At 64.1% G+C, this 26060-nt stretch carries 24 protein-coding genes and 1 tRNA gene; 11 read left to right on the top strand and 14 right to left on the bottom strand.

All coding sequences use genetic code 11. The annotated features are described in order from the left end of the window. A partial coding sequence (locus RT97_RS29140) for an alpha/beta fold hydrolase (protein WP_042582348.1) occupies nt 1-239 on the bottom strand: 239 nt, incomplete at its 3' end. Nucleotides 240-566: 327 nt separating this feature from the next. Here RT97_RS29140 and RT97_RS29135 point away from each other — a divergent pair. The 3 genes from RT97_RS29135 to RT97_RS33275 all read left to right on the top strand — a co-directional run bounded on the left by RT97_RS29135 (nt 567) and on the right by RT97_RS33275 (nt 2438). Further along, nucleotides 567-1784, top strand: a complete 1218-nt coding sequence (locus tag RT97_RS29135) for a zinc-dependent alcohol dehydrogenase (RefSeq protein WP_042582347.1) — start codon at nt 567-569, stop codon at nt 1782-1784. Between the two features lie 40 nt (nt 1785-1824). Beyond that, entirely contained in the window at nt 1825-2034 is a 210-nt protein-coding gene (locus RT97_RS29130; RefSeq protein WP_042582346.1) for a DUF3606 domain-containing protein, read from the top strand. A gap of 128 nt (nt 2035-2162) precedes the next feature. Next, on the top strand, nt 2163-2438 hold the full coding sequence (locus RT97_RS33275; RefSeq protein WP_155403930.1) for a hypothetical protein: 276 nt from the start codon (nt 2163-2165) through the stop codon (nt 2436-2438). Here the strand turns inward: RT97_RS33275 and RT97_RS33270 are convergent. Beyond that, complete coding sequence (locus RT97_RS33270; protein ID WP_155403929.1) at nt 2435-2899, bottom strand: hypothetical protein; 465 nt, start codon at nt 2897-2899, stop codon at nt 2435-2437. The two genes, RT97_RS33275 and RT97_RS33270, sit on opposite strands and share 4 nt — an antisense overlap. A 354-nt stretch (nt 2900-3253) precedes the next feature. On the opposite strand from RT97_RS33270, the gene RT97_RS29120 reads away from it, so the two are divergent. Next, complete coding sequence (locus tag RT97_RS29120; RefSeq protein WP_042582345.1) at nt 3254-5554, top strand: FdhF/YdeP family oxidoreductase; 2301 nt, start codon at nt 3254-3256, stop codon at nt 5552-5554. Between the two features lie 51 nt (nt 5555-5605). Here RT97_RS29120 and RT97_RS29115 read toward each other — a convergent pair whose 3' ends face one another. Together RT97_RS29115 and RT97_RS29110 are read right to left on the bottom strand one after the other, a co-directional pair. Continuing rightward, nucleotides 5606-7354, bottom strand: a complete 1749-nt coding sequence (locus RT97_RS29115; protein WP_042582344.1) for a RecQ family ATP-dependent DNA helicase — start codon at nt 7352-7354, stop codon at nt 5606-5608. Continuing rightward, entirely contained in the window at nt 7354-7662 is a 309-nt protein-coding gene (locus RT97_RS29110; RefSeq protein ID WP_042582343.1) for a hypothetical protein, read from the bottom strand. The genes RT97_RS29115 and RT97_RS29110 overlap by 1 nt, the downstream gene beginning before the upstream one ends. A 689-nt stretch (nt 7663-8351) precedes the next feature. On the opposite strand from RT97_RS29110, the gene RT97_RS29105 reads away from it, so the two are divergent. Beyond that, nucleotides 8352-8747 carry a response regulator gene (locus tag RT97_RS29105; protein WP_042582350.1) on the top strand — a complete coding sequence of 132 codons (396 nt, stop codon included), beginning with the start codon at nt 8352-8354 and terminating at the stop codon, nt 8745-8747. 208 nt (nt 8748-8955) lie between these two features. Here the strand turns inward: RT97_RS29105 and RT97_RS29100 are convergent, their stop codons facing one another. From RT97_RS29100 to RT97_RS29080, 5 genes are all read right to left on the bottom strand, one after another. After that, a complete protein-coding gene (locus RT97_RS29100; protein ID WP_042582342.1) occupies nt 8956-10257 on the bottom strand; it encodes an NAD(P)/FAD-dependent oxidoreductase in 1302 nt (433 codons plus the stop codon). After that, complete coding sequence (locus tag RT97_RS29095; RefSeq protein WP_042582341.1) at nt 10254-10874, bottom strand: TetR/AcrR family transcriptional regulator; 621 nt, start codon at nt 10872-10874, stop codon at nt 10254-10256. The genes RT97_RS29100 and RT97_RS29095 overlap by 4 nt, the downstream gene beginning before the upstream one ends. An 87-nt stretch (nt 10875-10961) precedes the next feature. After that, nucleotides 10962-12428 (bottom strand): AdeC/AdeK/OprM family multidrug efflux complex outer membrane factor, encoded by a 1467-nt coding sequence (gene adeC, locus RT97_RS29090; RefSeq protein WP_042582340.1) that lies wholly within the window; start codon nt 12426-12428, stop codon nt 10962-10964. Nucleotides 12429-12438: 10 nt separating this feature from the next. Next, nucleotides 12439-15600 carry an efflux RND transporter permease subunit gene (locus RT97_RS29085; protein WP_042582339.1) on the bottom strand — a complete coding sequence of 1054 codons (3162 nt, stop codon included), beginning with the start codon at nt 15598-15600 and terminating at the stop codon, nt 12439-12441. Between the two features lie 15 nt (nt 15601-15615). Further along, entirely contained in the window at nt 15616-16830 is a 1215-nt protein-coding gene (locus tag RT97_RS29080; protein WP_042582338.1) for an efflux RND transporter periplasmic adaptor subunit, read from the bottom strand. A gap of 143 nt (nt 16831-16973) precedes the next feature. Here RT97_RS29080 and RT97_RS29075 point away from each other — a divergent pair, with 143 nt between their 5' ends. The 3 genes from RT97_RS29075 (at nt 16974) to RT97_RS29065 (ending at nt 18421) form a co-directional block, all read left to right on the top strand. Beyond that, on the top strand, nt 16974-17597 hold the full coding sequence (locus tag RT97_RS29075; protein WP_042582337.1) for a TetR/AcrR family transcriptional regulator: 624 nt from the start codon (nt 16974-16976) through the stop codon (nt 17595-17597). A 171-nt stretch (nt 17598-17768) separates the two neighbouring features. Next, nucleotides 17769-17845: transfer RNA gene (locus RT97_RS29070), tRNA-Arg, on the top strand. A 132-nt stretch (nt 17846-17977) separates the two neighbouring features. Then, on the top strand, nt 17978-18421 hold the full coding sequence (locus tag RT97_RS29065) for a hypothetical protein (RefSeq protein ID WP_042582336.1): 444 nt from the start codon (nt 17978-17980) through the stop codon (nt 18419-18421). Nucleotides 18422-18441: 20 nt separating this feature from the next. On the opposite strand, the gene RT97_RS29060 is transcribed toward RT97_RS29065, so the two are convergent. Continuing rightward, nucleotides 18442-19044, bottom strand: a complete 603-nt coding sequence (locus RT97_RS29060; protein ID WP_253278336.1) for a class I SAM-dependent methyltransferase — start codon at nt 19042-19044, stop codon at nt 18442-18444. A gap of 262 nt (nt 19045-19306) precedes the next feature. On the opposite strand from RT97_RS29060, the gene greB reads away from it, so the two are divergent. Further along, entirely contained in the window at nt 19307-19885 is a 579-nt protein-coding gene (gene greB / locus RT97_RS29055; protein WP_042582334.1) for a transcription elongation factor GreB, read from the top strand. A gap of 25 nt (nt 19886-19910) precedes the next feature. Here the strand turns inward: greB and RT97_RS29050 are convergent, their stop codons facing one another. The 4 genes from RT97_RS29050 to RT97_RS29035 form a co-directional block, all read right to left on the bottom strand. After that, on the bottom strand, nt 19911-22166 hold the full coding sequence (locus RT97_RS29050; RefSeq protein ID WP_042582333.1) for a RelA/SpoT family protein: 2256 nt from the start codon (nt 22164-22166) through the stop codon (nt 19911-19913). 93 nt (nt 22167-22259) lie between these two features. Continuing rightward, a complete protein-coding gene (rpoZ, locus tag RT97_RS29045) occupies nt 22260-22463 on the bottom strand; it encodes a DNA-directed RNA polymerase subunit omega (protein ID WP_021009011.1) in 204 nt (67 codons plus the stop codon). 31 nt (nt 22464-22494) lie between these two features. Then, nucleotides 22495-23115: a guanylate kinase gene (gene gmk / locus RT97_RS29040; protein ID WP_013543329.1), complete on the bottom strand. Its 621-nt coding sequence runs from the start codon at nt 23113-23115 to the stop codon at nt 22495-22497. 14 nt (nt 23116-23129) lie between these two features. Further along, on the bottom strand, nt 23130-24053 hold the full coding sequence (locus RT97_RS29035) for a YicC/YloC family endoribonuclease (RefSeq protein ID WP_042582332.1): 924 nt from the start codon (nt 24051-24053) through the stop codon (nt 23130-23132). Between the two features lie 91 nt (nt 24054-24144). On the opposite strand from RT97_RS29035, the gene RT97_RS29030 reads away from it, so the two are divergent. After that, nucleotides 24145-25152, top strand: a complete 1008-nt coding sequence (locus RT97_RS29030) for a serine/threonine protein kinase (RefSeq protein ID WP_042582331.1) — start codon at nt 24145-24147, stop codon at nt 25150-25152. A gap of 1 nt (nt 25153) precedes the next feature. Beyond that, a complete protein-coding gene (locus RT97_RS29025) occupies nt 25154-26059 on the top strand; it encodes a PP2C family protein-serine/threonine phosphatase (RefSeq protein WP_042582330.1) in 906 nt (301 codons plus the stop codon). Nucleotide 26060: the final 1 nt, after the last annotated feature.

Genomic DNA, 26060 nt, shown 5'->3' with positions numbered 1-26060 from the left:
ATGTGGATGTCGTAGGGCCAGCCGTGAAGAAGGATCACCGGCGCGCCGTTGGCCGGGCCGGCCTCGAAGTAGCCCATGCTCAGGCCGTTGGCCTCGATGCTCTTGAGCGGTTCGAGGCGTTTGAGCGCGCCAGCGGGCTGCGCGAAGGCGGGAGTGATCGCTGCGAGCTGAGCGGCAGTAGCGCTCAGCGCGGTCGCGGCAAGGAAGGCTCGGCGTGGCATTTGGAACGACGATGTCATTGGATCTCCGTGGTGGCAGGTTCTGTTGGAAGGGCTGGTTGATCCAAATGTCGCCCGCGAGATAACCGCTTGACCTGTCCTGCGTATCGCTCTGTATCTCCCCCCGTCTTTCCAACAATACATTTCGATGTTGACGTGTGATGCGCGACGCGCGGCACATTCACAGGCTCTCTTGCCTGGCTGGAAACGAAGTTCCAGAGCGCGGGCCATCCCGACGGACCGGGCGCGCACGTCCAGGGCCTGCGCTCCTACAGCATCGAAAAAAGTGGCGCCCTAGTTTGACCGGCCGACTCAGCGAACTCACCCGCCCATCTTAAGGAACGCGCCATGAAAGCCCTCACGTACCAGTCCTCCAAAAACGTCAGCGTCGAGACAGTGCCCGACCCGGTGCTGGAGCAGGAAGACGATGTGCTGCTGCGCGTGACCGCCACCGCGATCTGCGGTTCGGACCTTCACATCTTCCGGGGCAAGATTCCGGACATGGAGTCGGGCGACATCCTCGGCCACGAGTTCATGGGCATCGTGGAAGAAACAGGCAAGGGCGTCACGCGATTGAAGAAGGGCGATCGCGTGGTCGTGCCGTTCACGATCGCCTGCGGACAGTGCTTCTTTTGCAGCCGCACGCTTTTTGCCGCGTGCGAGACCACCAATCCGGGCCGCGGCGCGATTCTCAACAAGAAGAACGTGCGCTCGGGCGCCGGGCTCTTCGGCTATTCGCACCTGTACGGTGGCTACCCGGGCGGCCAAGCCGAGTTCGTGCGCGTTCCCAAGGCGAACGTGGGCCCGCTCGTGATTCCGCCTGGCCTCGCCGACGAACAGGTGCTGTTCCTGTCCGACATCCTGCCCACCGGCTACCAGGCCGCGATCAACGGCGAGGTCGGTCCCGGCTCGACGGTGGCCATCTTCGGCGCGGGGCCGGTGGGCCTGATGGCCGCGGCCTCGGCCCGCCTGCTGGGCGCCGAGCGCATCTTCATGGTCGACGAACACGCTTACCGTCTCGAATTCGCACGCGCGACCTACGGCGTGGAGCCGATCAATTTCAAGGACATCGACGATCCCGCGGGCGCGATCATCGAGCGCACCGACTTCCGCGGGGTGGATGCGTCCATCGACGCCGTCGGGTTCGAAGCCAAGGGCAGCACGCTGGAAACCGTCATGACCGACCTGAAGCTGGAGGGGTCCAGCGGCAAGGCGCTGCGCCAGGCCATCGCGGCCACGCGGCGCGGCGGCGTTGTCAGCGTGCCCGGCGTGTACGCGGGCTTCATCCACGGCTTCCTGTTCGGCGATGCGTTCGAGAAGGGCCTGACCTTCAAGATGGGCCAGACCCATGCGCAGCAGCACATGCCCAGGTTGCTCGAACACATCCAGGCAGGAGACCTGAAGCCCGAAGTCATCATCACGCACCACATGGCCCTGGAAGACGCCGCGCGCGGCTACGACATCTTCGAGAAGGCCGAGGAAGAGTGCCGCAAGGTCGTGCTGACGCCTTCCGGTCCTGCGGTGACCCACGCAGCGCTTGCAGGCGATCGCGCACTTCCGCTTTGATCTTCGCCCGTCCGTTATTCATTCCTTTCCGGAGAACACCATGGCAGCCACTGGAAACACCGCGACTCCTCGCATCGACATGCAAGACGCAGCGCAACGCGCGCGTTGGACGCGCGAATTCAACGTCACGGACGACCAACTCGAGCAAGCCGTCTCCAAGGTTGGTGAAGTGGCCGCCGATGTGGAGCTGTATTTGAAGGGGAGCCGAAGTTCGACGAACTCGGACGCGACGGGCGACACGGGTTCATGAACCCGACCTGCAGCCAGGCCAGCATCCAGTCAAGTAGATGAGGTCCAAAGATCCGCTATGACTTGGCCTCGGCGCGCTTGCAGCGCAGCAGCCATCGACGGTCTTTCCACATACGTAAAGAGCACACAGTGAACAAAGCCAACACCCCCACATCTGAACCGGCCTCGAGCGGCCGACGCGCGAAGGCCGCCGGCGCGGTGAATGGTGAAGAGTCAGAAATCGGCGGCGACGACGCACAACGCACGATGAGCGGCTCGAATATTGAGCAGAACCGGCTGGTCGGCATCGACTCGCCAGAGAAAGGAAGCCGCATGGGACGAGAGGCGAACAAGCCTTCCGGAGATCCCGGGGAGCGCGGAGAGGAAGCCGAAGTCCCAGCCAAGCCGCACAGCACGTCGCGTTAGGGCAGATCCAGAAAGTCGTCGCGCGGGCTTTCGGTATCGCCCAATTCGGGCACCAGACAGTCCGAGAGAAATCCCGCCACATCCGTGCTGCGGAAAAGCAATCCCGCGACCATCCCGAGCGACAGAAGGCGCCAAGGCTTGAACAAGGCAATCAGCGCTCCGGTACCCGCGGCGTAAGCGATCAGACGGGCCGGGTGCCTCGAGGCATAGCCTTGGAGCAGAGGCCTGCCCACCTCGGCCACTGTGCTCAGACGGCTTCGCCGCCACCAGCGCCCGAGCATGCTCCGCTCGACTCTTCGTCGAGCCTGGCCACTCCATGTCAGGCCTCCACGGCCATCGCCTTTTGCAACGGCCACGATTCGCGGACCCGACTCTGTATCAGTCATCGTGAAGCCCATCGCCCCAAGAAGCGCGGCGCGGGACGACTCAAGCTTTCGCTTCGCAGAAATATCGCTGGTCATTGATTTTTCTCCCGCATGAGATGGGCGGTCACTTTGCGCACAGTTCAACTCCAAAACAATTGCCCTACACATTCGGGACAGGCGAAGTGCGCCGCGGTGTCGGGTTGGACGTCGATGTCTTGTAGGCGGAAACAAACCCAGGTCGAGTTGTTAACGCGTGCCGCTTCTTGATAAGTTTTCAGGGTGCGCATGGGCCCGTTTGCTGATCGGCATTGTGGCGACCCTGGGGCGCGGCAGATCGGGCTTTTGCATCGGTGCGCCAGCGCTGTACCCACAGCTCGGCTCGGCACCGGCCTACAACCCGTTGCGACCGGTCGCATACGGTGTGCCCACGTCATAGAAAGCTGGAGCAGTGTGAACGACAAAACGCGATTCGAGCCGTACACCCATGCGGCAGGTGGTTGGGGTTCGCTCAAAGCGGTCGGCACCTATCTGCTGCGCGAACGAATCCCCATCATCGGCGCCGAGGCGCTGTGGAAGCAGAACAAGCCCGAAGGCTTCGCCTGCGTGAGTTGTGCGTGGGCCAAGCCCGAGCATCCGCACGCTGCGGAATTCTGTGAGAACGGCGCCAAGGCAACCGCTTGGGAGCTGACTAGCAAGCGGTTGCCGGCGGCGTTCTTCCTCGAGCACACGGTGACCGATCTGCTGGCATGGGACGACCACGAGCTCGAAGCGGGAGGGCGCCTGACCGTGCCGATGAAATGGGACGCCCAGACCGATCGTTACCTCGAGACCAGTTGGGAGGAGGCGTTCGCCGGCATCGGCGCGCATCTGCGGGACCTCCGTGTTGAGGATCCAGCGTCGGTCGTCTTCTACGCCTCGGGTCGGGCGTCGCTGGAGACCAGCTACATGTACCAGCTGCTCGCACGCTTGTATGGCAACAACAACCTGCCCGACAGTTCGAACATGTGCCACGAGAGCACGTCGGTGGCGCTGCCTGAAACCATCGGCGTGCCGGTGGGCACCGTGCGTCTGGACGATTTCGAGCAATGCGATGCGATCTTCATCTTCGGTCACAACACCGGCGTCAGCAGCCCGCGCATGCTTCACCAGTTGCAGGACGCGCGCAAGCGCGGCGCATCCATCGTTACCTTCAATCCGCTGCGGGAGCGCGGCCTCGTCGAGTTCGTCAATCCACAGTCGCCCACGGAGATGCTGACGCCCGCGCACACCGACATCAGCACCCAGTATCTGCAGCTGAAGAACGGAGGGGATCTGGCGGCACTGACCGGCTTGTGCAAGGCGCTTGTCGCAGCCGACGACCGCGCGCTCGCCGAGGGGCATGCGCGCGTGGTCGACGCCGCATTCATCGCGGAACACACCGAGGGCTTCGAAGCCTTCGCAGCATCGTTGCGTACGACAGAGTGGGCTGCGATCGAGGCGGAATCAGGCCTGCTGCAGGCTCAACTGGAGGCCGCGGCAATTACGTTCGCGAACGCGAAGGCCGTGATCGGCATCTACGGGATGGGCCTCACGCAGCACCGCAAGGGCGTGGAAAACGTCCAGATGGTTTCCAACCTCTTGCTGCTCGGCGGCCACATCGGCAGGCCGGGCGCCGGCATCTGCCCGGTGCGCGGGCATTCCAACGTACAGGGTCAGCGGACTGTCGGCATCACCGAAAAACCGGAACTCGCACCGTTGGACAAGCTGGCGGAAATGTATGGGTTCATGCCGCCGAGGGAGAAGGGCCTCAACACCGTGGAGACCTGTGAAGGCGTGTTGGCAGGCGCAGTGCGCGCCTTCGTCGGTCTGGGCGGCAACTTCTTGCGGGCTGCGCCGGACACCGAAAGGCTGGAGGCGGCCTGGCGAGGCCTGGGCTTGACGGTGCACGTGGCCACGAAACTCAACCGCAGCCACCTCATTCACGGAGAGGTGTCTTACCTGCTGCCGTGTCGGGGTCGGATCGAGGTGGACCTCCAGGCCAGCGGAGAGCAAACGGTGTCGGTGGAGGATTCGACAGGCGTGATGCATGCCTCCCGAGGGGTGGCGCAGCCTGCCGCGGACACGCTGCTGTCCGAGCCGGCCATCGTCGCCGGCATTGCCATGGCGAGCCTGCCGGCCAACCCGAAGGTGCCGTGGACCGAATGGGTTGCAGACTACGCGTTGGTGCGCGACCAGATTGCACAGGCCTTGCCCGAAATTTTTCATGACTTCAACGAGCGCCTGGAGGCGCCTGGTGGTCTTCCGCGCCCTCTGCCGGCGAGCGAGCGCATATGGAAGACACCCAATGGGCGCGCGAACTTCAAGGGCTACGGCAACCTCGTTGCGGACCCCGATACGCCGGAGACCGCTCCCGACGTGCTGCGACTCATGACGCTGCGCAGTGACGACCAGTTCAACACCACGATCTACAGCCTGGATGACCGTTTCCGCGGCATCTACGGCACGCGTCGCGTGCTGCTGATGAATCGCAGCGACATCCAGCGTTTCGGTTTCGAGGTCGGCGGCTTTGTCGATGTGAGCACTGCGGTGGACGACGGCCATGCGCGAACGGTCAAGGGGCTGCGCATCACGGCATACGACATTCCGGCCGGCTGCGCCGGGGGGTATTACCCCGAGTGCAACCCGCTGGTTCCCCTGGCGCACCATGCGGAAAAGAGCAAGGTCCCGGCGTCGAAGGCCATTCCGATACGGCTGCGCGCGGCGGCGCTCTGACCTGATGCCTTTGGTGGCTGGCCGGCACTGTCAATTGCGGCTAAATAACGGCTAGGCGACCTCTGCAGCAGATTCTCGTTTCGCATCGCCTCGCGCCCGCGCGCGGCCCAGGCGAGTCACGTAGTCGGGATGAAAACAGCGGCTCGCGCCGTCCGCGAAGCCGACGGTAATCGACGCCGAATCCGAAGCGATGACCACACCCGGACCGAATCGCCGGACCTTCACCGGATCGCCGGCAACCAAGGCGGGCTTCTGTCGCACCGAGATCGCGACGTCTTCGCTCACCACGATCGGCTGTGCCATGGCCGCCTCAAGGGCCGCGATTCGTCGGCAGTTGTCGCACGAACCGCAACGTTGCCGATCCGGGTCCGGCGCGAGGTCGTTCAGCAGCAGTTGCCACCTGCACTGGCCCGATTGCGCATAGGAGATCATGCGTTCCAGCGTCTCGCGGTCTTGCCGACGCCGATCCTTGTAGGTCTCCAGCACCGCTGAAAAATCGACGCTCGCTGCGGCGCGGGGGCGCACCGAGATGGCTCCGCGCCGATCGACCTTCAACACCTGCTCCTGCTTGAGCACGGCAATGGCTGACTGCATCCGGGTGCGCGGCCGGTCCAGCGCGTCCAGCAGACCGGCTGCGGTCCAGCCTGTAGCCTCCGGCGGCTCGGCGAGCAGTTGCCGATAGATCGCGTCCAGGTCTTCCAGCTGCGGATACCTGCCCGCAAGAAAGAACTGCTGCACCGCTCTGTCTTTGGCGTGGAAGAGCAGCATGCAACGCGCGCGCTGTCCGTCGCGGCCCGCACGCCCCGCCTCCTGGTAGTAGGCCTGCAGGCTCGATGGCATCTGGCAATGCAGGACGAACCGGATATCTGCCTTGTCGATGCCCATCCCGAACGCGTTGGTGGCCACCATGGTCCGAACGTCGCCCGCCATGAACGCCTCCTGCGCCGCGTTGCGCTCGCGCGTGCCGAGCTTGCCGTGATAGAGCGCGACGGACTCGTCGCACGCCTTCAACGCTTCGAAAACCCGCTGCGCCGCTTTCACCGTGGCGGCATAGACGATGCCGTTGCCTGCCTCCTGCCGGACGAATTCGACGGTGCGCCGCAAGCGCTCCTTTTCGTCGGTCGCTTGCTCCACCGCGAATTGCAGATTGGCACGAAAGGCGCCGGTGTCGATCAGGCCCGATCGCGGAATCTCCAGAAGCTTCATGACGTCGGCCGCCACGCCGTCACCCGCGGTGGCCGTCAGTGCCAGCACCGTCGGGTTGCCCAGCGTCCGGATGGCAGGGCCTATTTCCAGGAAGGCGGGTCGGAAATCATGTCCCCACTGCGAGATGCAATGCGCTTCGTCAACGACGACCAATGCCACGTGACGCGTGCCCAGCAGCCGGAGAAATTCCGGTTCGCACAGGCGCTCCGGCGTCGTCAGTACGATGCGGGCGTTGCCGTTGGCGACATTGCGTGCGGCTTGCGCAAGGTCATCCGAGTTCACCGCGCTGTTCACCTGCACCGCGTGCACACCCAGGTCGCGCAACCTTTCGCACTGGTCCTTCATCAAGGCAATGAGCGGCGACACGACGACCGTCAAGCCTTCGAACAGCACGGCTGGCAGTTGATAACAAAGGGACTTGCCTGCGCCCGTGGGCATCACCGCAAGCGTGGACGCGCCGGCCAAGACCCGCTGGATGACATCGCCCTGACCGCTTCGGAGCCGGCTGTGCCCGAAGACATCGCGAAGGGCCTGTTCGATGCGTTCAGGGGAGGGCGGTCGCATGGAGACGGCTCGCGCAGGGAGGGCGGCCATCAAGCGGTCTCGTCGTCTTCGTCGTCGCTCCCGCTGTCGTCGGCAAGCTCTTCGGCACTGGCCGCTTCTGGATCGTCTACAGCCGTCGATGCTTCGTGTGCCGCTTCGGGGATCACACCGATCCGGTCCGGCAGGATGTCCGAATTTGTGGGCTCTTCGAGCCCTGCCTCGGAGGAAGCACGGCTTGAACCGGTGCCCGCTGCGTCGCTGCCGCTGTCGCTGGAGTCGCTGGGGCCAAGGCTGTCCTCGTCGGTCCCCTTGGGTTCGATGGGCGGGCGTTCGCCGCCCAGGATGCTGCTTGTTGCCATGACGTGGTCCTTCGGTTGAGGAATATTGAGAAAGTGAAAGGGCGTTACTGCGGAGGCGGCTTGGCCGCAGCTCCCGCACCTTGCGGGCCTACACCCCGGCTCGAGTGACCTGACGCCTTGTCGGCCTTATCGGACGTCGATGGGGCCGAGCCGGCGTTGCCGGGGGAATTCGCCGTCTGCGAGCGGCTCTTCACCGTCTCCTGGTCGGTCACGATTTTTCCGCTGTCCCCGAATCCGGTGGTGGGTGCGCGAGATGCAGGCGCCTTCTGTGCATCGCTGGTCGGCCCCGGCGCAGAGCCCTTGGGGCTACCTGTGGACTGGGCGGCGGCGGGCAAAGCAAGGCCTGCCGCGATGGCGAGGAAGGCGCCGCAGCGGCCTGCCGTGAGCTGGAGGGAATGAGTTTTCATGCATGAACATTCGATCCAACGATTCCGGTGTTGCGTAGGAGCAAGCCAGCACCGCTTGTATGAGCATCTGCAACGCCGCGCGAGGTAGGACTCTTCACGCATCGTTCGTTGCCCGGTGGACTCGTACCTGAGAGGGATGCCCATCAGCAGCTTGCTGTGTGCACTGGTTGTGCCGGCTGGCTCTCTTCTTAGGTGCCTGTCCGACAGGTTCAGAAGTGGATTGACCACCGGGCGAAATGCCACTGCGCTTAGTGTCGGATGCAACAACTGGAGAGGATCACTGTGGCACTCATCGCCTTTCTCGTGGAAGACAACAAAACGATCCGAGACCAACTGATCCCGACCCTCGAGGAGTTGACCAACGCACGTGTGCTTGGCGCTGCCGAGACCGAACTCGAGGCCGTGCACTGGATGACAACGCACGACGGCATGTGGGATATCGCCGTGGTTGATATGTTCTTGAAAGAGGGGTCTGGGCTCGGGGTGCTGCGGGGTTGCAAGGATCGAAAGCCACATCAGCGGGTCGTCATCCTGTCCAACTACGCCACTCCTGACATCCGAGCGCAGTGCCTGGCGCTCGGAGCGGACGCGATCTTCGACAAATCGACCGAGCTCGAGGCGTTGTTTCAGTTCATGGGGTCCATGCCGGGGAACGGGACTGCAACGAGTTCTTCATAGCAGGCCTCCTAAGTCATGAGTAGCTTCTTGAGAAGAAACAGTGCCCCGAACAAGGCGCCCAGGATCATGAAATACGCCAAAGGCGCGCCTGCCATGGTCTCCCACCATCTCGGTGGACCGCATGGCTTGGGTTTACGCGTCCGGGAATTCATTTTTTTCCTTTTTTGATTCATGCCGCAGCCTTCGTCCGCCAGATCTTTGCTGTTCTTCAACTGATCCGGATCTTCGGATTCACCAGCGCGTTGATCCGCTCAGCCACCCATAGCAGCAACGCGCGGCCGGGGCCATGCAATGAAAGCTGATGATTGCGATAGAGCAGGGCATGGCTCAACTGTGCGAAGCGGCCCCTGATAAAGCCGCCACGGAAAAAGCCGAAGCGTCCCAGTGTTCCAAAGGCGTTGTAGTCACTGAGTGAAACGAGAGCGCCGAAATCGCGAAAGCTGAAGGGCGGCACCTGTCTCCCGGACAACCATGCCGGAAGATGTCTTGCCAGATGCAGTGCTTGCTGGTTGGCGACCTGGGCTGTCGAAGGAAGCGGTCGCTCGGCGTCTTGCAGAACCAGGCTGGCGCAATCGCCAATGGCGAAGATGCAATCTTCGCCATTGGCCAGCAGGCTCGGCGTCACCACCACTTGGCCGAGTTTGTTCAGTTCGAGCTCGCTGCCTGCGATGCCGTCGGCCGCTCGGATGCCGGCCGCCCACACCTTGAGAGTGGCGTTGATCCGCTCCCCGCTTTCAAGCACGAATCCTTCGGAGTCGGCTGCCATGACCCGCACCCCGGCGCGAACGTCGATCCCCAGCGCGCGCAACTGCGTCGATGCCAAGATCGAAATTGCTTCCGGAAAAGCGTTGAGTATTCGGGGCGCGCCTTCCAGCAACGTCAGGCGGAGGCGCTGGCGAATGCCGGTCTCGGTTCCATAGCTGGCAGCAAGCTCGACCATGCGGCTCATCTCGGCGGCCAGTTCCACGCCTGTTGCGCCGCCGCCCACGATCGCGACATCGATGTGGTTCCCGCTCACGAAGCTGCGCGCCACGTGTGCACGCAAGCGCCTGTTGAAGGCATCTGCCTGCTCCTGGCTGTCTATCCTATGGCAATGTTCGTTGACCCCCGGAGTACCGAAGTCGTTGGCACTGCTGCCCAGCGCCAGCACGAGTGCGTCGTATGCCAGTTCGCGAGCTTCCGCCACCGTTTCTCCTTCCAGCCGGATCGGCGCCAGATGGATGCGTCGAGCGGCGCGGTCGATGCCGTCGAGTTCGCCGGGCACATAGCTGAAGTGATGGGCCCGCGCATGCGTCAGATACTGAACCTGCTGTTGATAGGCATTCCAGGTCCCTGCGGCGATGGTGTGCAGCATGGGCTTCCAGAGATGCGTCGGGCTTCGGTCGACAAGGGTGATCGCGGCACGCCCTGTCGCGCCGAGCGTGCGCCCCAGGCGGGTCGCGAGGATCAAGCCGGCGACGCCGCCTCCCACCACCACGATGCGCCGCGGATGCGGGTGAAGCGCGCTCATGGCGTTGACCCGATCAGGAGTCGTACCTGCTCGTTGGTCATGTCCACCACGGTGGCACGGTCTCGCCGCGGATCGACGATGGAGCGAAACGCCAAGCCGCTGAACAGCGCCGCGATCATGTCCATGCGATTCATGAGCGTCGTTTCGTCCAGTCCTGACGGCAGACCGATGCGCCGCGCCATGTCCAGAAAACGCTTTTTGACTGCACGATCTGTCCTCTGCAGGATCTTTGCGACAGCTGGGTTTCGCGCCGCTTCGGCTGCCAGCTCAAGCATCAGCCCGACAGAAGCCGGATCGCTGTTGCGCTCGACCATCTCTTGAGTCCGGCGAATCAACCGGGTCGCGAGGTTTCCACCGCCCAAGTCCTGTTCCATGCGGCGCACGAGTTCGGCCATGTCGCTTTCCTCGCGTTCGGCAATGGCTTCGACCATCGCTTCCTTGCAGGCGAAGTAGCGATAGAGGCCGGCCGGGCTGATACCGGCAACCTGGCAGATGGTGGCGGTGCTGCTGCCATGAAAGCCTTCCCGACGGAAACATTCCGCCGCGGCATCCAGCACTTGGTTCCGGCGCAACTCATCGTTGACCGGACCGGGATCGGGTTCTGATTGGGAGCTCATTTCGTTGTTTCAGCTGCGTGATGAATTACGTGCGATCGGGTTTTTTGGGGAGTACTCGATTTGTTCGGGAGCGCAATCGAACGCGCCTCATGACGCCGGTTCCGTGGTGCGTGCGAGGGCCCCGGTCATCGGGTTTTCCGAGGTTTCGACCCAACCGCCGCCCATCGTCTTGTAGAAGGTCGTCAGGTTGGTGAGGCGCGACAGTCGCGTGCCGATCAGGTCCTGCTGGGCGGTGTAGAGCGAGCGCTGCGAGTCGAGCACGCTCAGGTAACTGTCGGTGCCGCGCTGGAAGCGCGCCTGCGAAAGGCGGTAGCTGTCTGCCGTTGCGTTCACCAGCGACTGCTGCGCATCGAGTTGGCGCCCGAGGGTGCTCCGCTGTGCCAGGGCATCCGAAACCTCGCGGAACGCCGTCCGGATGGCCTTCTCGTACTGCGCCACCGAGATGTCGCGGTTCACGGTGGCGATCTTCAGGTTCGCGCGGTTGGTGCCGCCGTCGAAGATCGGCATCGAGATCTGCGGTGCGAAGCTCCAGCTGCCGGAGCCGCCCTTGAACAAGCCCGAGAGTTCGCCGCTCGACGTGCCTGCCAAAGCGGTGAGGGTGATGCGTGGATAGAAGGCCGCGCGCGCCGCGCCGATGTACGCGTTGGCGGCCTTGAGCTCGCGCTCGGCCTGCAGGATATCGGGGCGCCGCTGCAGCAGCTCCGACGGCAGGCCTGGCGGTATGGTGGCAAGGGGGCTCGCAGAGGCCGTTGCACCCTCGGGCAGCGTTTGGGGCAGCAGGTGCTGCGGGACCTCCGTGCCCACGAGCAGCACCAGCGCGTTGCGGTCCTGCGCAACCTGCGCGGTGTAGCGCTCGACATCCACGCGCGCTGCATCGACGCTGGTCTGCGCCTGGCTCAGGGTGAGCGCCGACGCCACGCCCAGCTCGAAGCTGCGCTGGTTGAGCCGGTAGGAGTCGCTCTGGCTCTGCAGCGTGTCGCGCGCAAGCTTCAGCCGGTCCTGGTCGGCGGCCAGCGTGAGGTAGCTGGTCGCCACCTCGGCCACCAGGCTGATCTGCGTGCTGCGGCGAGCCTCGGCCGTGGAGAAAAACTGCTGCAGCGCCTGTTCGCTCAGGCTGCGCACGCGGCCGAACAGGTCGATCTCGTAGGCGCTGAATCCAAGAGATACGCTGTACTGGCGCGCGGTGAGCGCCTCGCCCGCGGACGACAGGTCGGCCGGTGTGCGGCTGCCGCTGCCGCCGCCGCTGGCGTTGACGGCTGGAAAAAGCGCCGCGTCCTGCACCCGGTATTGGGCGCGGGCCTTCTCGATGTTGAGTACCGCCACGCGCAGGTCGTGGTTGTTTGCAAGGCTCATCTCGATCACGCGCTGAAGCGAGGGATCGGTGAACACCTCGCGCCAGCCGAGATCGGCAACCGCCGTGGGCGCCGGGTCGCCGCTCGCGTCGCCGGCGAACTTGCCGGGCACGGGGGCTGCCGGCTGCTGGTAGGCGGGCATCAGGCTGCAGCCGGCCATCAGGGCGGCGAGCGCGAGCGGTGTGAAACGCAACAGATTCATGACGGACACCTCAGGATGCGGCCGTGGCCGGTTGTGCATGCGTGTCGTGCGCGGGGGAACCGCTTCGGTCCTTGCCCTTGAAGAGCCCGCGCACCAGCACGAAGAAAAGAGGCACGAAGAAGATTGCGAGGACGGTGCCTGACAACATGCCGCCGATCACGGCCGTGCCCAGCGCATGCTGTGCGCCGGCCCCGGCACCGCTGCCAAGGACCAGCGGCAGCACGCCGAGGATGAAGGCCAGCGAGGTCATGAGGATGGGGCGCAGGCGCAGGCGCGCCGCCTCCAGCGCGGATTCGACCAGTCCCTTGCCTTGTGCGTGGAGGTCTTTCGCGAACTCCACGATCAGGATGGCGTTCTTAGACGCCAAGCCGATGGTGGTGAGCAGGCCGACTTGGAAATAGACGTCGTTCATCTTCCACGTCAGGAGCGCGCCGGCCAGTGCGCCCAGCACGCCGAGCGGCACGACCATGATCACCGAGAACGGGATGGCCCAGCTCTCGTAGAGCGCGGCCAGGCAGAGGAACACGATCAGGATCGACAGCCCGTAGAGCAGGCCGGTCTGGCCGCTCGATTCCTTTTCCTGGCGCGACAGGCCGGTCCATTCGTAGCCGATGCCGGCAGGCAACTTTGCGACCGCTGCTTCCACGATGGCGAGCGCCTCGCCGCTGGACGCGGCTCCCGGCGCCGCCATGCCCAGGATTTGAACGGACGGAACTCCGTTGTAGCGTTCCAGCCGCGGCGAGCCCGAACTCCAGCTCGACTTGGCGAAGGAGGTGAAGGGCACCATGGATCCGGCGCTGTTGCGCACGTACCATCGATCGATGTCCTCGGGCAGCATGCGGTACTGCGCATCGGCCTGCAGCATCACCTTCTTTACGCGGCCCTTGTCGATGAAGTCGTTGACATAGCTGCTGCCCCAAGCAGCAGAGAAGGTGTCGTTGATGTCGCTCATCGAAAGGCCCTGGGCCTGCGCCTTGTGCGGATCGATTTCGAGCCTGAATTCGGGCGTGTCTTCCATCCCGTTGGGACGCACGGCCACCAGGCGCGGGTCCTTGGCCAGCGTGGCAATCAACTGGTTGCGCGCCTGCATCAGGGCCTCGTGGCCCAGATTGGCGCGGTCTTGCAGCATCAGGTCGAAGCCGGTCGCGTTGCCCAGCTCCGCCACGGCCGGCGGTGCGAAGGCAAACACCTTCGCGTCGCGGATCGTGTTCAAGAAGGCACCGGCCTTCGCTGCCACGCCCGTCACGCTCAGTGCTTCGCCCTTGCGCTCGTCCCAGGGCTTGAGACTGACGAAGACGATGCCGGTGTTCTGTCCGCTGCCCGCGAAGCTGAAGCCCGCCGCCGTGAAGACGCTGGCGACCGCTTCCTTCTGGTCGACAAGGAAGTGATGCTCGACCTGCTGGAGCACTTCCTGCGTGCGCGCCTTCGTCGCACCCGCCGGCAACTGCACCAGCGTGAACATCGTGCCCTGGTCCTCGTCCGGCAGGAAGCCCACAGGCAGCTTCATGAAGCCGAATACCACTGCGGCCAGCAGCACCGCATACAGCGCCATGTAGCGCCATCCCTTTCCCACAATGTGCCGCACGATTCCCTGGTAGCGGTGATTGCCGCGGTCGAAGCTGCGGTTGAACCAGCCGAAGAAGCCTGTGTTCGTCATGGCGTGGCCCTTGGCCACCGGCTTTAGCAGCGTCGCGCACAGGGCGGGCGTGAGCACCAGCGCCACCAGCACCGACAGCGTCATCGCCGAGACGATGGTGATCGAGAACTGCCGGTAGATCACCCCCGTGGAGCCACCGAAGAATGCCATCGGCACGAACACCGCGGCCAGCACCAAAGCCACGCCAACCAGTGCGCCGGTGATCTGGTCCATCGACTTGCGCGTTGCCTCTTTCGGCGAGAGGCCTTCCTCCGTCATTACCCGCTCGACATTCTCGACCACCACGATCGCGTCGTCGACCAGCAGACCGATGGCCAGCACCATCGCAAACATGGTCAGCGTGTTGATGGTGAAGCCGAAAGCCGAGAGCACGCCGAAGGTGCCCAGCAGCACCACGGGCACGGCGATGGTGGGGATGAGCGTGGCGCGGAAGTTCTGCATGAAAAGGTACATCACCAGGAACACCAGCACCACGGCTTCGATCAGCGTGTGCACCACCTCCTCGATGGAGATCCGCACGAAGGGCGTGGTGTCGTAGGGCTTGTGCACCTTCATGCCCTGCGGAAAGAACTTCTCGAGCTCGGCCACCCGGGCATCGATGGCCTTCACGGTGTCCAGCGCATTGGCGCCCGTGGCCAGCTTGATGGCCAGGCCGGCGGCCGATTTGCCGTTGTAGCGGCCGACGATGTTGTATGACTCGCTGCCGAGTTCGATGCGGGCCACGTCGCGCAGACGGACCTGGGCGCCGTTGGTCTGGGTGAGCAGCAGGATGTCCTCGAACTCCTGCGCGGTCTTCAGGCGCGTCTGCGAAGTGATCGTCGCGTTGAGCTGCTGGTTGCCGTCCGCAGGCAGGCCGCCGAGCTGCCCGGCCGACACCTGCGCGTTCTGGGCCTGGATTGCGTTCTTCACGTCCAGTGGCGTGAGCTTGAAGTTGACAAGCTTGTTCGGATCGAGCCACACACGCATGGCGTACTGCGAACCGAGGAGCGTGGTGTCACCCACGCCTTCGACGCGGCTGATGGCGTCCTGCACGTTCGCGGCCACGTAGTCCGACAGGTCGGCGCCGTTCATGCTGCCGTCCTCGGAGGTGAAGGCCAGCACGTTCAGGAAGTTGGTTGCCGACTTGCTGACGATCACGCCTTGCTGCTGCACCTCCTGGGGCAGCAGAGGCGTGGCCAGCGAGAGCTTGTTCTGTACCTGCACCTGGGCAGTGTCGGGGTCGGTGCCGTTCTCGAAGGTGAGCGTGATGGTGACCGAGCCCGACGACTCGCTGGTCGAGGCCATGTAGCTCAGATTGTCGAGGCCCTTCATCTTCTGCTCGATGACCTGGGTGACGGTGTCCTCCAGCGTCTTGGCGGAAGCGCCGGGATACTTGGCGGTGATGGCGACGGCAGGCGGCGCGATGCTCGGGTACTGCGCGATCGGGAGGGTGACGATGGACATGACGCCGCCCAGCATCACGATGATGGCGATGACCCACGCGAAGATGGGGCGGTCGATGAAGAAACGTGCCATGGATGTCTTTCGCGATCAGTTGCCCGCAGCGGCTGGCTCGGCGGGAGCAGCCTCGGCCGTTTCGGTGCCGGTGCCGGGCTTGGGCTTGGGATTCCATTGCACGGTCTTCACCTCGACGCCCGGCGCCGCGTGCTGCTGGCCGTCCACCACGAGCTTGTCGCCGGCCTGCAGGCCGCTGCGCACCAGCCACTGGTCGCCGATGGCGCGTTCGGTCTCGAGCACTCGCCGCTGCAGCTTGTGCTGGGCATCCACCACGTAGGCCATCGGCTTGCCGGTGCCGTCGCGCGACACCGCTTGCTGCGGCACCATGAGCGCCTGCTCCTTCACACCTTCCTGCAGCACGGCACGAACGTACATGCCGGGCAGCAGGTCCGCCTTCGGATTGGGGAACACCGCACGCAGCGTGATGGCCCCGGTGCTCTGGTCCACGGTGACGTCGGAGAACTCGAGCTTGCCTTCGAGCGGATACACACTGCCGTCTTCCAGCATCAACTGCACCCTGGCAGCATTGGCGCCGCTCTTCTGAAGGTCGCCGCGACCCATCGCCTGCTTGAGCTGCAGCACCGCGGCGCTGGGTTGCGTCACGTCGACATAGATCGGATCGAGCTGCTGGATGGTCGCAAGCGAAGTCGGCTGGTTGGCGGTGACGAGTGCCCCGGGCGTGACCGTCGACTTGCCGATGCGTCCCGAGATCGGCGCGTCGATGCTCGCATAGGCAAGATTGATGCGGCTCATCTCTACATTCGCCTTCGCAGAGGCGACGTCCGCTTCACCTTGCTGCAGCGAGGCTGCGGCGTCGTCGTAGTCCTGCTGGCTCACCGCCTTGATGGCCACAAGCTCCTTGTATCGCTCGGCCTTGAGCCGCGTGGTGCGCAGGCTGGCTTGCGCCTTGGCGAGCGCGGCAACGTTGCTTTCGTAGGTGGCCTTGTACGTGGCGGGGTCGATCTGGTAGAGCGCCTCTCCGGCCTTCACGTTGCTGCCTTCGCGGAACTTGCGTGCTTTCACGATGCCGCCGACCTGCGGCCGCACGTCGGCAATGAGGAAGGGCACGGTGCGACCCGGCAAGTCGGTCGTGATGGCCACGCGCTGCAGCTGCACCGTGACGATGCCGACTTCGGGCGTGCCGGGCGTCGGCGGCGGACCGCCCGGCGGCTTGCCGCAGGCGACGAGCAGGCAGGTGGACGCGAGCGTTGCGGCAAACGTCAGCCGGTAGGCGAGAGGGGGGCGCATGGAGATTCTCCTGGGGAAGTGCGGTAGATCCGTGGCACGTCCGACAACTTTTAAATGGACAGTGCTGTACTGAAATGTATTTTGACTTTCAGGTGCTGTCAATCAATAATGATCACTTGTGTTCAGAAATAAGGAGGCGCGAGATGCGGGTCAAAACCGAAGCCAAGCGCGAGGCCATCGTTCAGGTGGCATCGGAGGTCTTCAGGGAACTGGGGTTCGAGGGGGCTTCGATGGTGGAGATCGCCGCGCGCGTCGGCGGTTCGAGGGCCACGCTCTACGGATACTTCAGCTCCAAGGAGGAGCTGTTCGTCGCCGTGATCCATGCCTCGGCCAAGAGCCACTTCGACCCGATCTTCACGGCGCTGGCCGAAGAGGGCGATGACGACATTGAACGTGTGCTGCAGCGCTTCGGCGAGAAGGTATTGGCCGTGGTGTGCTCGCAAGAGGTGATCCAGGCGCAGAGGGCGGTGATAGCAGAAGCCGGCCGCAGCGACATCGGGCGGCTTTTCTTCGAAGGCGGGCCCAAGAAGGGCATTGCCGCACTGGCGGGTTTCCTGGAACGGCAGATGCGCAATGGCCGGCTGCGCAAGGCTGATCCGCATGTGGCGGCCGGCCATTTGATGGCCCTGCTGGATTCTGAAACCGTCAGGCCGAGCCTTCTCGGCATGCAGGGGCCGCTGACCCGCAGGGAACTGCGAGAAGCGACGCGCCGCGCGGTCCAGGTGTTCCTGGGTGGCTACGCATCGGCCAGCATCCCGGACGAATGACGATGGGCGGAGACCCCTCGAACACTCACTTCGATCGGCAGGCTTGGTCCCATGAAGCCGGCGTCCGAGCCGCAGTTGTGGCTCCCGATCGCATCGATGTGCACCGCATTCTCAAATTTCGATGATGCGGGTCCGGAAGGTCAAAAAACGCATGCTATACTTGCAAGCTGTGCGGCTGTAGCTCAGTTGGATAGAGTACTTGGCTACGAACCAAGGGGTCGTGGGTTCAATTCCTGCCAGCCGCACCACTCTCTCAATGGCCTAGAAGGTTTACCTTCTAGGCCATTTTCTTTTGGGGCACCGCGTGCCTGAGCGCGGATCTGGGGCCGGTGCATAGGTGCACGTTTTTCCTCTGGCGTATGGGCGCTAAAGTCCCAACCATGAACACTCGAATCACGCGGCTCGCATGCCGGTTGCTCCTGCTGCTTTCGGCTGCGAGCTCGGTGTCTGCGGGGACCATCGCATGCGTGCCAGGTTCCGGCGGCGCGGGCGGCGCTTTCCACTGGATTCGCCGCATCGCCATCGACGAGCACTCGCGAACCGTCAACATGGACATCGTTCGCTCCAGGACGAAGGACACCGAGACCATGGGCAAGATGCGCGCCGAACTCGTGAATATGGAGGGGACCTCCTCCGGCGAGCCTGTCTATCTCTTCAATTCCATTCCCACCGCCGGAGATGAGGTCACGAACCTATTCAAGTTGTACAAGGCCGGCGAGTGGCAACTGGCCAGGGTTGGGGTCGTCTTCGTCAACAAGGTGCCCGTATTGCGAGGCGTCGAGCCGACAATGACATTCGACTGTAAGCGCTCGGACCTGGGTTGACTCGATGGCGTACGCTGGCCCTACAACGGCTTCCTCATGACGAACACCTCGAGGAACTCGCCATCGATGCCAAGCGATCGATCGCGCGTGATGTAGGTAGCCAGCGGATAACCGCACCAGGTGTTGAGCAAGAACTCGAAATCGTCGCCGTAGTCCCATGTCACCAGCGCCTTGCCGTCACCGACAGGATTGCCGTGATAGGCCTCTTCCGCGAAATGGACAATCTGCGAGCTTTCGAACGCCGCACGTTGAAAGCTCTTCCTCATTCCCTTGTGCTTCGGCGCAGTGAACACATGCGCGCCTCCAGGCTTGAGCACTCGCATGATTTCCTTGGCGGCCTTCGCTGGATCGAAGACATGTTCGAACACATCCTGTGTCAGGAACAGGTCGAATGACCCGTCCACGAAGGTCAGATGCTCTAGGTTCTCGCAGCGCCTGCCGTTGACCTCTTGTCCGATATGTTCTTCGTCAAAATAGAACGAATAAGAGTAGCCGGGGCAAAGTTGGCCGATCAGCCCATTCGAGGGCGAGGACTCATGGATCTTCTGGCTTTCCCAACCAGGGAAGTACGTGTCCAGGATGAGTTGAAGATGCCGCTGCCGAGGAATCGAGCGGCAGGACATGCAGAGGTACTCGTCTCGCAACCAGGGGCCCGTTATCTCAAACACTGCTGTCGATCTGCAGCAGTGGCAGTACCCTTCGTTCCTGGCTCCGATCATGTGGTTCCTCGCGGTTGTTGTAGCGCTTGAGTGTACATAGCGGTCTTGCTGGACGTGCCCTGTGGAGGTCCATACATTGCACGCTCGAAGTGCGCCGTGCCAGATGCTCGTACGCTTTGGAGTCGCAATCAGCTCCACCCGTTTTTCATATTCAAAAGGCTCTTCGTTGAACAAGGCATTCACCAAGGAAACCGACAACGACGCGGACGACGACGGTGCCGACAACGCAGCGCCTCCGCTGCCGGCCGGCAGCAGGAACTACATCACTCCGGCGGGCTACGCACGCCTTCGCGATGAGTTGCTCCAGCTGATGGACGAGGAGCGCCCGAAGGTCGTCGAGGCAGTGCACTGGGCCGCCAAGAACGGCGACCGCTCGGAGAACGGCGACTATCTCTACGGCAAGAAGCGTCTGCGCGAGATCGACCGGCGCATTCGATTTCTCACCAAGCGCCTCGAGATTGCCGAGGTCACCGATCCATCTGTGCACCATGGCAGCGACCAGATTTTCTTCGGCGCCACGGTCCGCTATGTCGACGAGACCGGCGACGACGAGCGCACCATCACGATCCTCGGCATCGACGAGGCGGACAGCGCCCAGTCGCAAGTCAGCTGGATTTCTCCGATCGCGCGTGCCCTGCTCAAGTCGCGCGAGGGCGACGTGGTGAAGCTCGTGACGCCGGGTGGGGCGCACGAGGTGGAAATACTGTCGGTGAGTTATCCGGCGCCGCGTCCGGCCGCGGACTGATTGGCGCGAAGCGCGGCCCGCTTTTTTAGAGGGCCGGAACAGTTCGCGCCGCGGTCAGCACCGACGCAGTCCGCCGGGCGGCGCGCAGCACGGCATCGAGGTGCGTGCGGTCGCGCACTGCGATCACGAAGCGAAGGTCGGTCGAGTCCTGCGGGGTCTCGTCGGCCATTTCCACGTGTGTGATGTCAGCTTCAGCATCCGCCAGCGTGGCCGCCACGCGCGCCAGCACGCCCTTGTCGTTGCGAACCGTGATCACCACGCCGGTCTCGAAGGCACGCGTCGGCTCGTCTGCCCATTCGACCGCGAAGAAGCGCTCGCTGTCCTTGTGGCGCAAGCGTTGGCCAACGCCGCAATCTTCGGTGTGCACCACCAGTCCTTCGCCGTGCCCGAGGTAGCCCACGATCTGGTCGCCGGGAATGGGGCGGCAGCACAAGGCAAAGCGCACGGACGAGTTCTCGCTGCCGTCGAGGGTGACCGCGCCCTGCGACACGGTCTCGTGCGAGATGAAGCGTTCGCGGCTCAGCAGCAGTGCGTCGGGCCGTTCGCCCAACTCGGCGAGAAGCGCCATGAGCCGCTTGGCGACGATGCTCGCAATGCGCTTGCCTAGGCCGATGTCGGTCAGCAATTCCGCGCGGTTGCGGTTGCCGGTGAAGCGCAGCAGCTTTTCCCACAGCGCCTGGTGTTCCTCGTCCTCGTCGGGCAGCTTGCCGAGGCCTTCGGCACGCAGCGCCTGCGCAAGCAGCTTTTCGCCGAGACCTTCGGATTCGGCATGCGCCAGAGTCTTCAGGTAGTGACGGATCTTGGAGCGCGCCCGACCGGTTCGAACGAACCCGAGCCAGGCGGGATTGGGCGTCGACACCGGCGCCGTGATCACTTCCACCACATCGCCGTTCTTGAGCTCGGTGCGCAGCGGCACCTGGTCGCCATTGATGCGCGCCGCCGAGGTGTGGTCGCCGATGTTGCTGTGGATGGCGTAGGCGAAGTCGACAACCGTCGCGCCGCGCGGCAGGGCCATGATCTGGCTCTTGGGCGTGAAGACGTAGACCGCGTCGGGGAACAGGTCGACCTTGACGTGGTCCCAGAACTCAGCGGCGTCGCGCGTCTCGTCCTGGATGTCGAGCAGCGACTGCAGCCACTTCGTGCCCAGCCGGTCGTTGCTCGCCCCGTTCGGCTCGGCCGCCTTGTAGAGCCAGTGCGCCGCCACGCCGGACTCGGCCACCACGTGCATGGCCTCGGTACGCAGCTGGAACTCGACGCTCACGCCGGCCGGACCCACCAGCGTCGTGTGCAGCGATTGGTAGCCGTTGAGCTTGGCGATCGCAATGTGGTCCTTGAACTTGCCGGGCAGCGGCTTGTACATCTGGTGAAGGATGCCTAAGCCCGTGTAGCACGCGATCACGTTCGGCACGATCAGCCGGAAGCCGTAGATGTCGGTCACCTGGGCGAAGCTCAGGTGCTTTTCTTCCATCTTGCGGTAGATGGAATAGAGCGTTTTCTCACGCCCTGCGATCCGCAGCGTCATGCCCGCGGAGGAGAAGGCTGCTTCGACTTCCTTCTGCACCTTCTGGATCAAGTCTCGTCGTCGCCCGCGCGCCTTCGCCACCGCTTTGGACAGCGTCGCGTAGCGCCAGGGCTTGAGGTGCCGGAACGACAACTCCTGCAGTTCGCGGTAGGTCTGGTTCAGGCCGAGGCGGTGCGCGATGGGCGCGTAGATCTCGAGCGTTTCGCGCGAGATCCGAGCCCATTTCTCGCGCGGCGCATCGGCCAGCGTGCGCATGTTGTGCGTGCGGTCGGCCAGCTTGACCAGGATGACGCGCACATCGCGCGCCATGGCCAGGAGCATCTTGCGAAACGACTCGGCCTGGTTCTCTTCGCGGGTATTGAACTGCAGCTTGTCGAGCTTGGTGAGCCCGTCGACCAGTTCGGCCACCGGGGCGCCGAAGCGCTCGATCAGCTCGGGCTTGGTGACTCCGCAATCTTCGATGGCGTCGTGCAGCAGTGCTGCCATCAGCGCCTGGGCATCGAGCTTCCACTCGGCGCATTGCGCCGCCACGGCGATGGGGTGGGTGATGTACGGCTCGCCGCTGTTGCGCAATTGGCCCAGGTGGGCCTCATCGGCGAAGCGGTAGGCGCGGCGAACCAGTTCGGTGTCTTCGGGGCCCAGGTAGTCGAGGCGTGCCGTCAATGCAGCGAAGCTTGCGGCAGCCGCATTCAGTGCCGCCGGGCTCGGCTTCGGCACGCCCGTGGGGGCTTGGGACTGATGTTTGGCAACCGCGCTCATGGCTACCACTTTAGCGTGACCATTCCATGGACGCGTCCAGACATAAAAAAAGCACCGCTTTGCGGTGCCTTTTCGTTGCAGGGCTGCGTCAGATCAGCCCGGCACTTTCTTGAGCATTTCGATGCCGATCTTGCCTTCCGCGATTTCGCGCAGGGCGGTCACGGCGGGCTTGTTCTTGCTCTCGATCTTGGGCGCGTGGCCTTGGCTCAGCATGCGCGCACGGTATGTGGCGGCCAGCACGAGCTGGAATCGGTTGGGAATCTGAAGCAGACAGTCTTCGACGGTGATGCGGGCCATGATGAGTATCTTTCGGTCGGTGAGCAGGGGATCAGGGGATGTTCAGTGCGGCAAAGGTGTCGGCACGTGCACGGCGCTGTGCGGAATACCGAAGCCGCTGAGCGTGGACAATCGCCTTGAGATCAAAAAGCGCCCGCTCAAATAACTCGTTGATTATAACGAAGTCGAATTCCCCGGCCCTGGCCATCTCTTCCGCGGCGTTTTTCAGGCGCAGTTCGATGACCGAGGCGCTGTCTTCGCCGCGTCGCTCGAGCCGGGAGCGCAGTTCTTCCCAGCTGGGCGGCAGGATGAAGATCATCACTGCGTTGGCAAAGGTCTTGCGGATCTGCAGCGCGCCCTGGAAGTCGATCTCGAGAATCACGTCCGCCCCCTGGGCGATCCGCTCCTCGATCGCCTTCTTGGAGGTGCCGTACCGGTGGCCGTGCACATGGGCCCATTCCACGAAGCCGTCGGCTGCGATCAGGGCGTCGAATTCGGGCGGCGAAGCAAAAAAGTACTCGCGGCCGTGTTTTTCCTGGCCGCGTGGCGGCCGCGTGGTGTGCGACACCGACGGCTGAACCGCCGAGTCGAGTTCCATCAGCGCCTTGACCAGGCTCGATTTGCCAGCCCCGCTGGGCGCGGCGACCACGAAGATGTTGCCGGGGTAGTCCATTCTTTCGCTCGTCGTCATTCGATGTTCTGGACCTGTTCGCGCATCTGCTCGATCAGGACCTTCATGTCCACGCCGATGCGCGTGAGCTCCAGGGCTGCCGACTTGGAGCCCAGGGTGTTGGCCTCGCGGTGCAGTTCCTGAATCAGGAAGTCCAGGCGTTTGCCGATCTCGCCGCCCTTCTTGAGCAGCCGCTCGATCTCGTCGAGGTGCGAATTGAGCCGGGTGAGCTCTTCCGCCACGTCGATGCGGATGGCGAAAGCGGTGGCTTCGGTCAGCGCGCGGTCCTGGGCGGCTTCGGGCAGCGTGCCGCCCGTGCCGGCGGTCAAGCCCATGGCCTCCTGCCAGCGCTCCAGGAAGCGGTTGCGCTGCTGCTCCACCAGCTGGGGCACCAGCGGGCCGGCTTGCTGCACCAGGGTGCGCAGCTGGGCCAGATGGGCCTCGAGCATCTTGGCGAGCCGGGCGCCTTCGCGTTGCCGGGCCGACATCAACGCTTCGAGCGCCTTGCCGGCCACCTCGATCAGGTCGGGGCCCCAGTCGCCGCGGGTGGCGCCGTCGCCGCCGGCAAGGCGGATCACGTCGGCCACGCTCAGTTCGCGGGCTCCAGGCAACCAGGCCTTGATGCTGTCCTGCACCCCGTTGAGCCGTTGGAGCAGCTTGACGGAAGGCTCGACGACGCCCGCCTGGGCGGTGTTCTCGATGGCCGCGCGCACCTCGACCTTGCCGCGCTTGAGCTTGCCCGTGAGCAGCTCGCGCAGCGCCGTCTCATGCTGGCGCAGCTCCTCCGGCAACTTGAAGGTGAGGTCGAGGAAACGGCTGTTGACCGAGCGGATTTCTACCCCGAGTCGGCCTGCGGCGGAAGGCCGTGCTTCGGCTTCGGAGTGGCTGCCTGCGGACCCGTTCTGGCCGCTGGCGTAGCCGGTCATGCTGTAAACTGGCATTGCGCCTCACTGTGGTTTTGCTTGCATGCACCGAGGCGTCGGTACAGCGTTCGCTTGCCGCACCATCGCCTTCGGGCGAAACTCCCGGATTATGTCAAAGGTCAAGCCTTCGCCCCTGTTGCCCGATACGGTCATTGGCGGTTACCGCGTTGTTCGCCGGCTTTCGGCGGGTGGTTTTGGCGTTGTCTATCTCGCCATCGACCCCAGCGGACAACAGGTGGCCATCAAGGAATACCTGCCTTCCTCGCTGGCCACCCGTGGGCCCGGCGAGCTGCATCCGCAGGTGCCGCCCGAAAAACTGTCCCTCTACCGGCTGGGGCTCAAGAGCTTTTTCGAAGAAGGCCGCTCCCTCGCGCAGATCTCGCATGCCTCGGTGGTGAGCGTGCTCAATTTCTTCCGGGAGAACGAGACCGTCTACATGGTCATGAACTACCTGGAAGGCGCGACCCTGCAGGACTTCGTGGTCACCGCGCGGGACCTCAAGCGCCAGAAGGTCTTCCGCGAATCGACCATCCGGTCTCTTTTCGACGAGATCCTGCGCGGGCTTCGCATCGTGCACCAATACAAGATGCTGCACCTGGACATCAAGCCGGCCAACATCTTCGTCACCGACGACGACCGCGCCGTGCTGATCGACTTCGGTGCCGCGCGCGAAGTGCTCAGCAAGGAAGGCATCTTCATCCGTCCCATGTACACGCCGGGCTTCGCCGCCCCCGAGATGTACCGCCGCGATTCGTCGATGGGCCCTTGGACCGACATCTACGCCATCGGCGCCTGCATCTACGCCTGCATGCAGGGCTACCCGCCCAACGACGCGCCGCGCCGCATCGAGAAAGACCGCCTGAGCCTGTCGCTCTCGCGCCTTCGCGGCGTGTATTCCGACAACCTCATCGAGGTGGTCGAGTGGTGCATGTCGCTCGATCCGCTTTCGCGTCCGCAGTCGGTCTTCGCGCTGCAGAAGGAACTCAGCCGCGAGGGCGAGCGCCGCTACACCAAGCTCACCGTCGGCGAGAAGGTGCGGCTGTCGATCGACAACATCCGCTCCTTCGACAAGAAGAGTCTGCCCCGGGCTGCGGCCCCCACCACGCGCCCCGCATGACATGAAATTCTCTGTCTTCCAGGTCAGCCGCAAAGGCGGACGTCTCAAGAACGAAGACCGCATGGGCTATTGCTACACGCGGGAGTCGGGGCTGTTCGTGCTCGCCGACGGCATGGGCGGCCACCCCGAGGGCGAGGTCGCGGCCCAGCTGGCCTTGCAGACCATTGCCGCGCTCTACCAGCGCGAGGCGCGCCCCACGGTGAAGGACGTCAAGGGCTTCCTGGCCGAATCGGCCATGGCCGCGCACCAGCAGATCATGCGGTACGCAAGCCACAAGGCGATGCTCGACACGCCCCGCACCACCGTCGTCGCGGCCGTGCTGCAGGGCACGAGCGCCACCTGGATGCATTGCGGCGATTCGCGCCTGTACGTCGTGCGCGACGGCCGCCTGCTCACCCGCACGCGCGACCACTCGCACGCCGAGCGCCCCAAGCCCCATGGCTCGGACATGCCGGTCAACCGCAACCTGCTGCTGACCTGCCTCGGTTCGCCGACCACGCCGCTCTTCGACATTTCGCCCCCGCTGCAACTGCAGCGCGGCGACCGCATCATGCTGTGCTCCGACGGCGTGTGGGGCGTGCTCGACGATGCGCTCATCGTGCACACGCTCTCCTCGGGCAAGCCGGTGTCCGATGCGGCCCCCGACCTCGCCGAGATGGCGCTGCGCAAGGGCGGCGCCCACAGCGACAACGTGACGCTCATCGCGCTCGAATGGGAAATGTCCGAGACCCCGGGCGAAGACCGCGGCATCTCCACCGAGACCATCGACGACGGCGTGTTCGCCTCCACCATCCAGGCCGGCATGCCCTCGGACAGCGAGATCGACGACATGGACGAGGACGCGATCGAGCGCTCCATTGCCGAGATCAACGAAGCCATCCGCCGTTCAGCCGCGCGCAAGACCTGAG

Source organism: Variovorax paradoxus (genome assembly GCF_000834655.1).
In the GTDB taxonomy this organism is placed as follows: domain Bacteria; phylum Pseudomonadota; class Gammaproteobacteria; order Burkholderiales; family Burkholderiaceae_C; genus Variovorax; species Variovorax paradoxus_F.
This window is presented reverse-complemented; position numbering and strand designations above follow the sequence as displayed.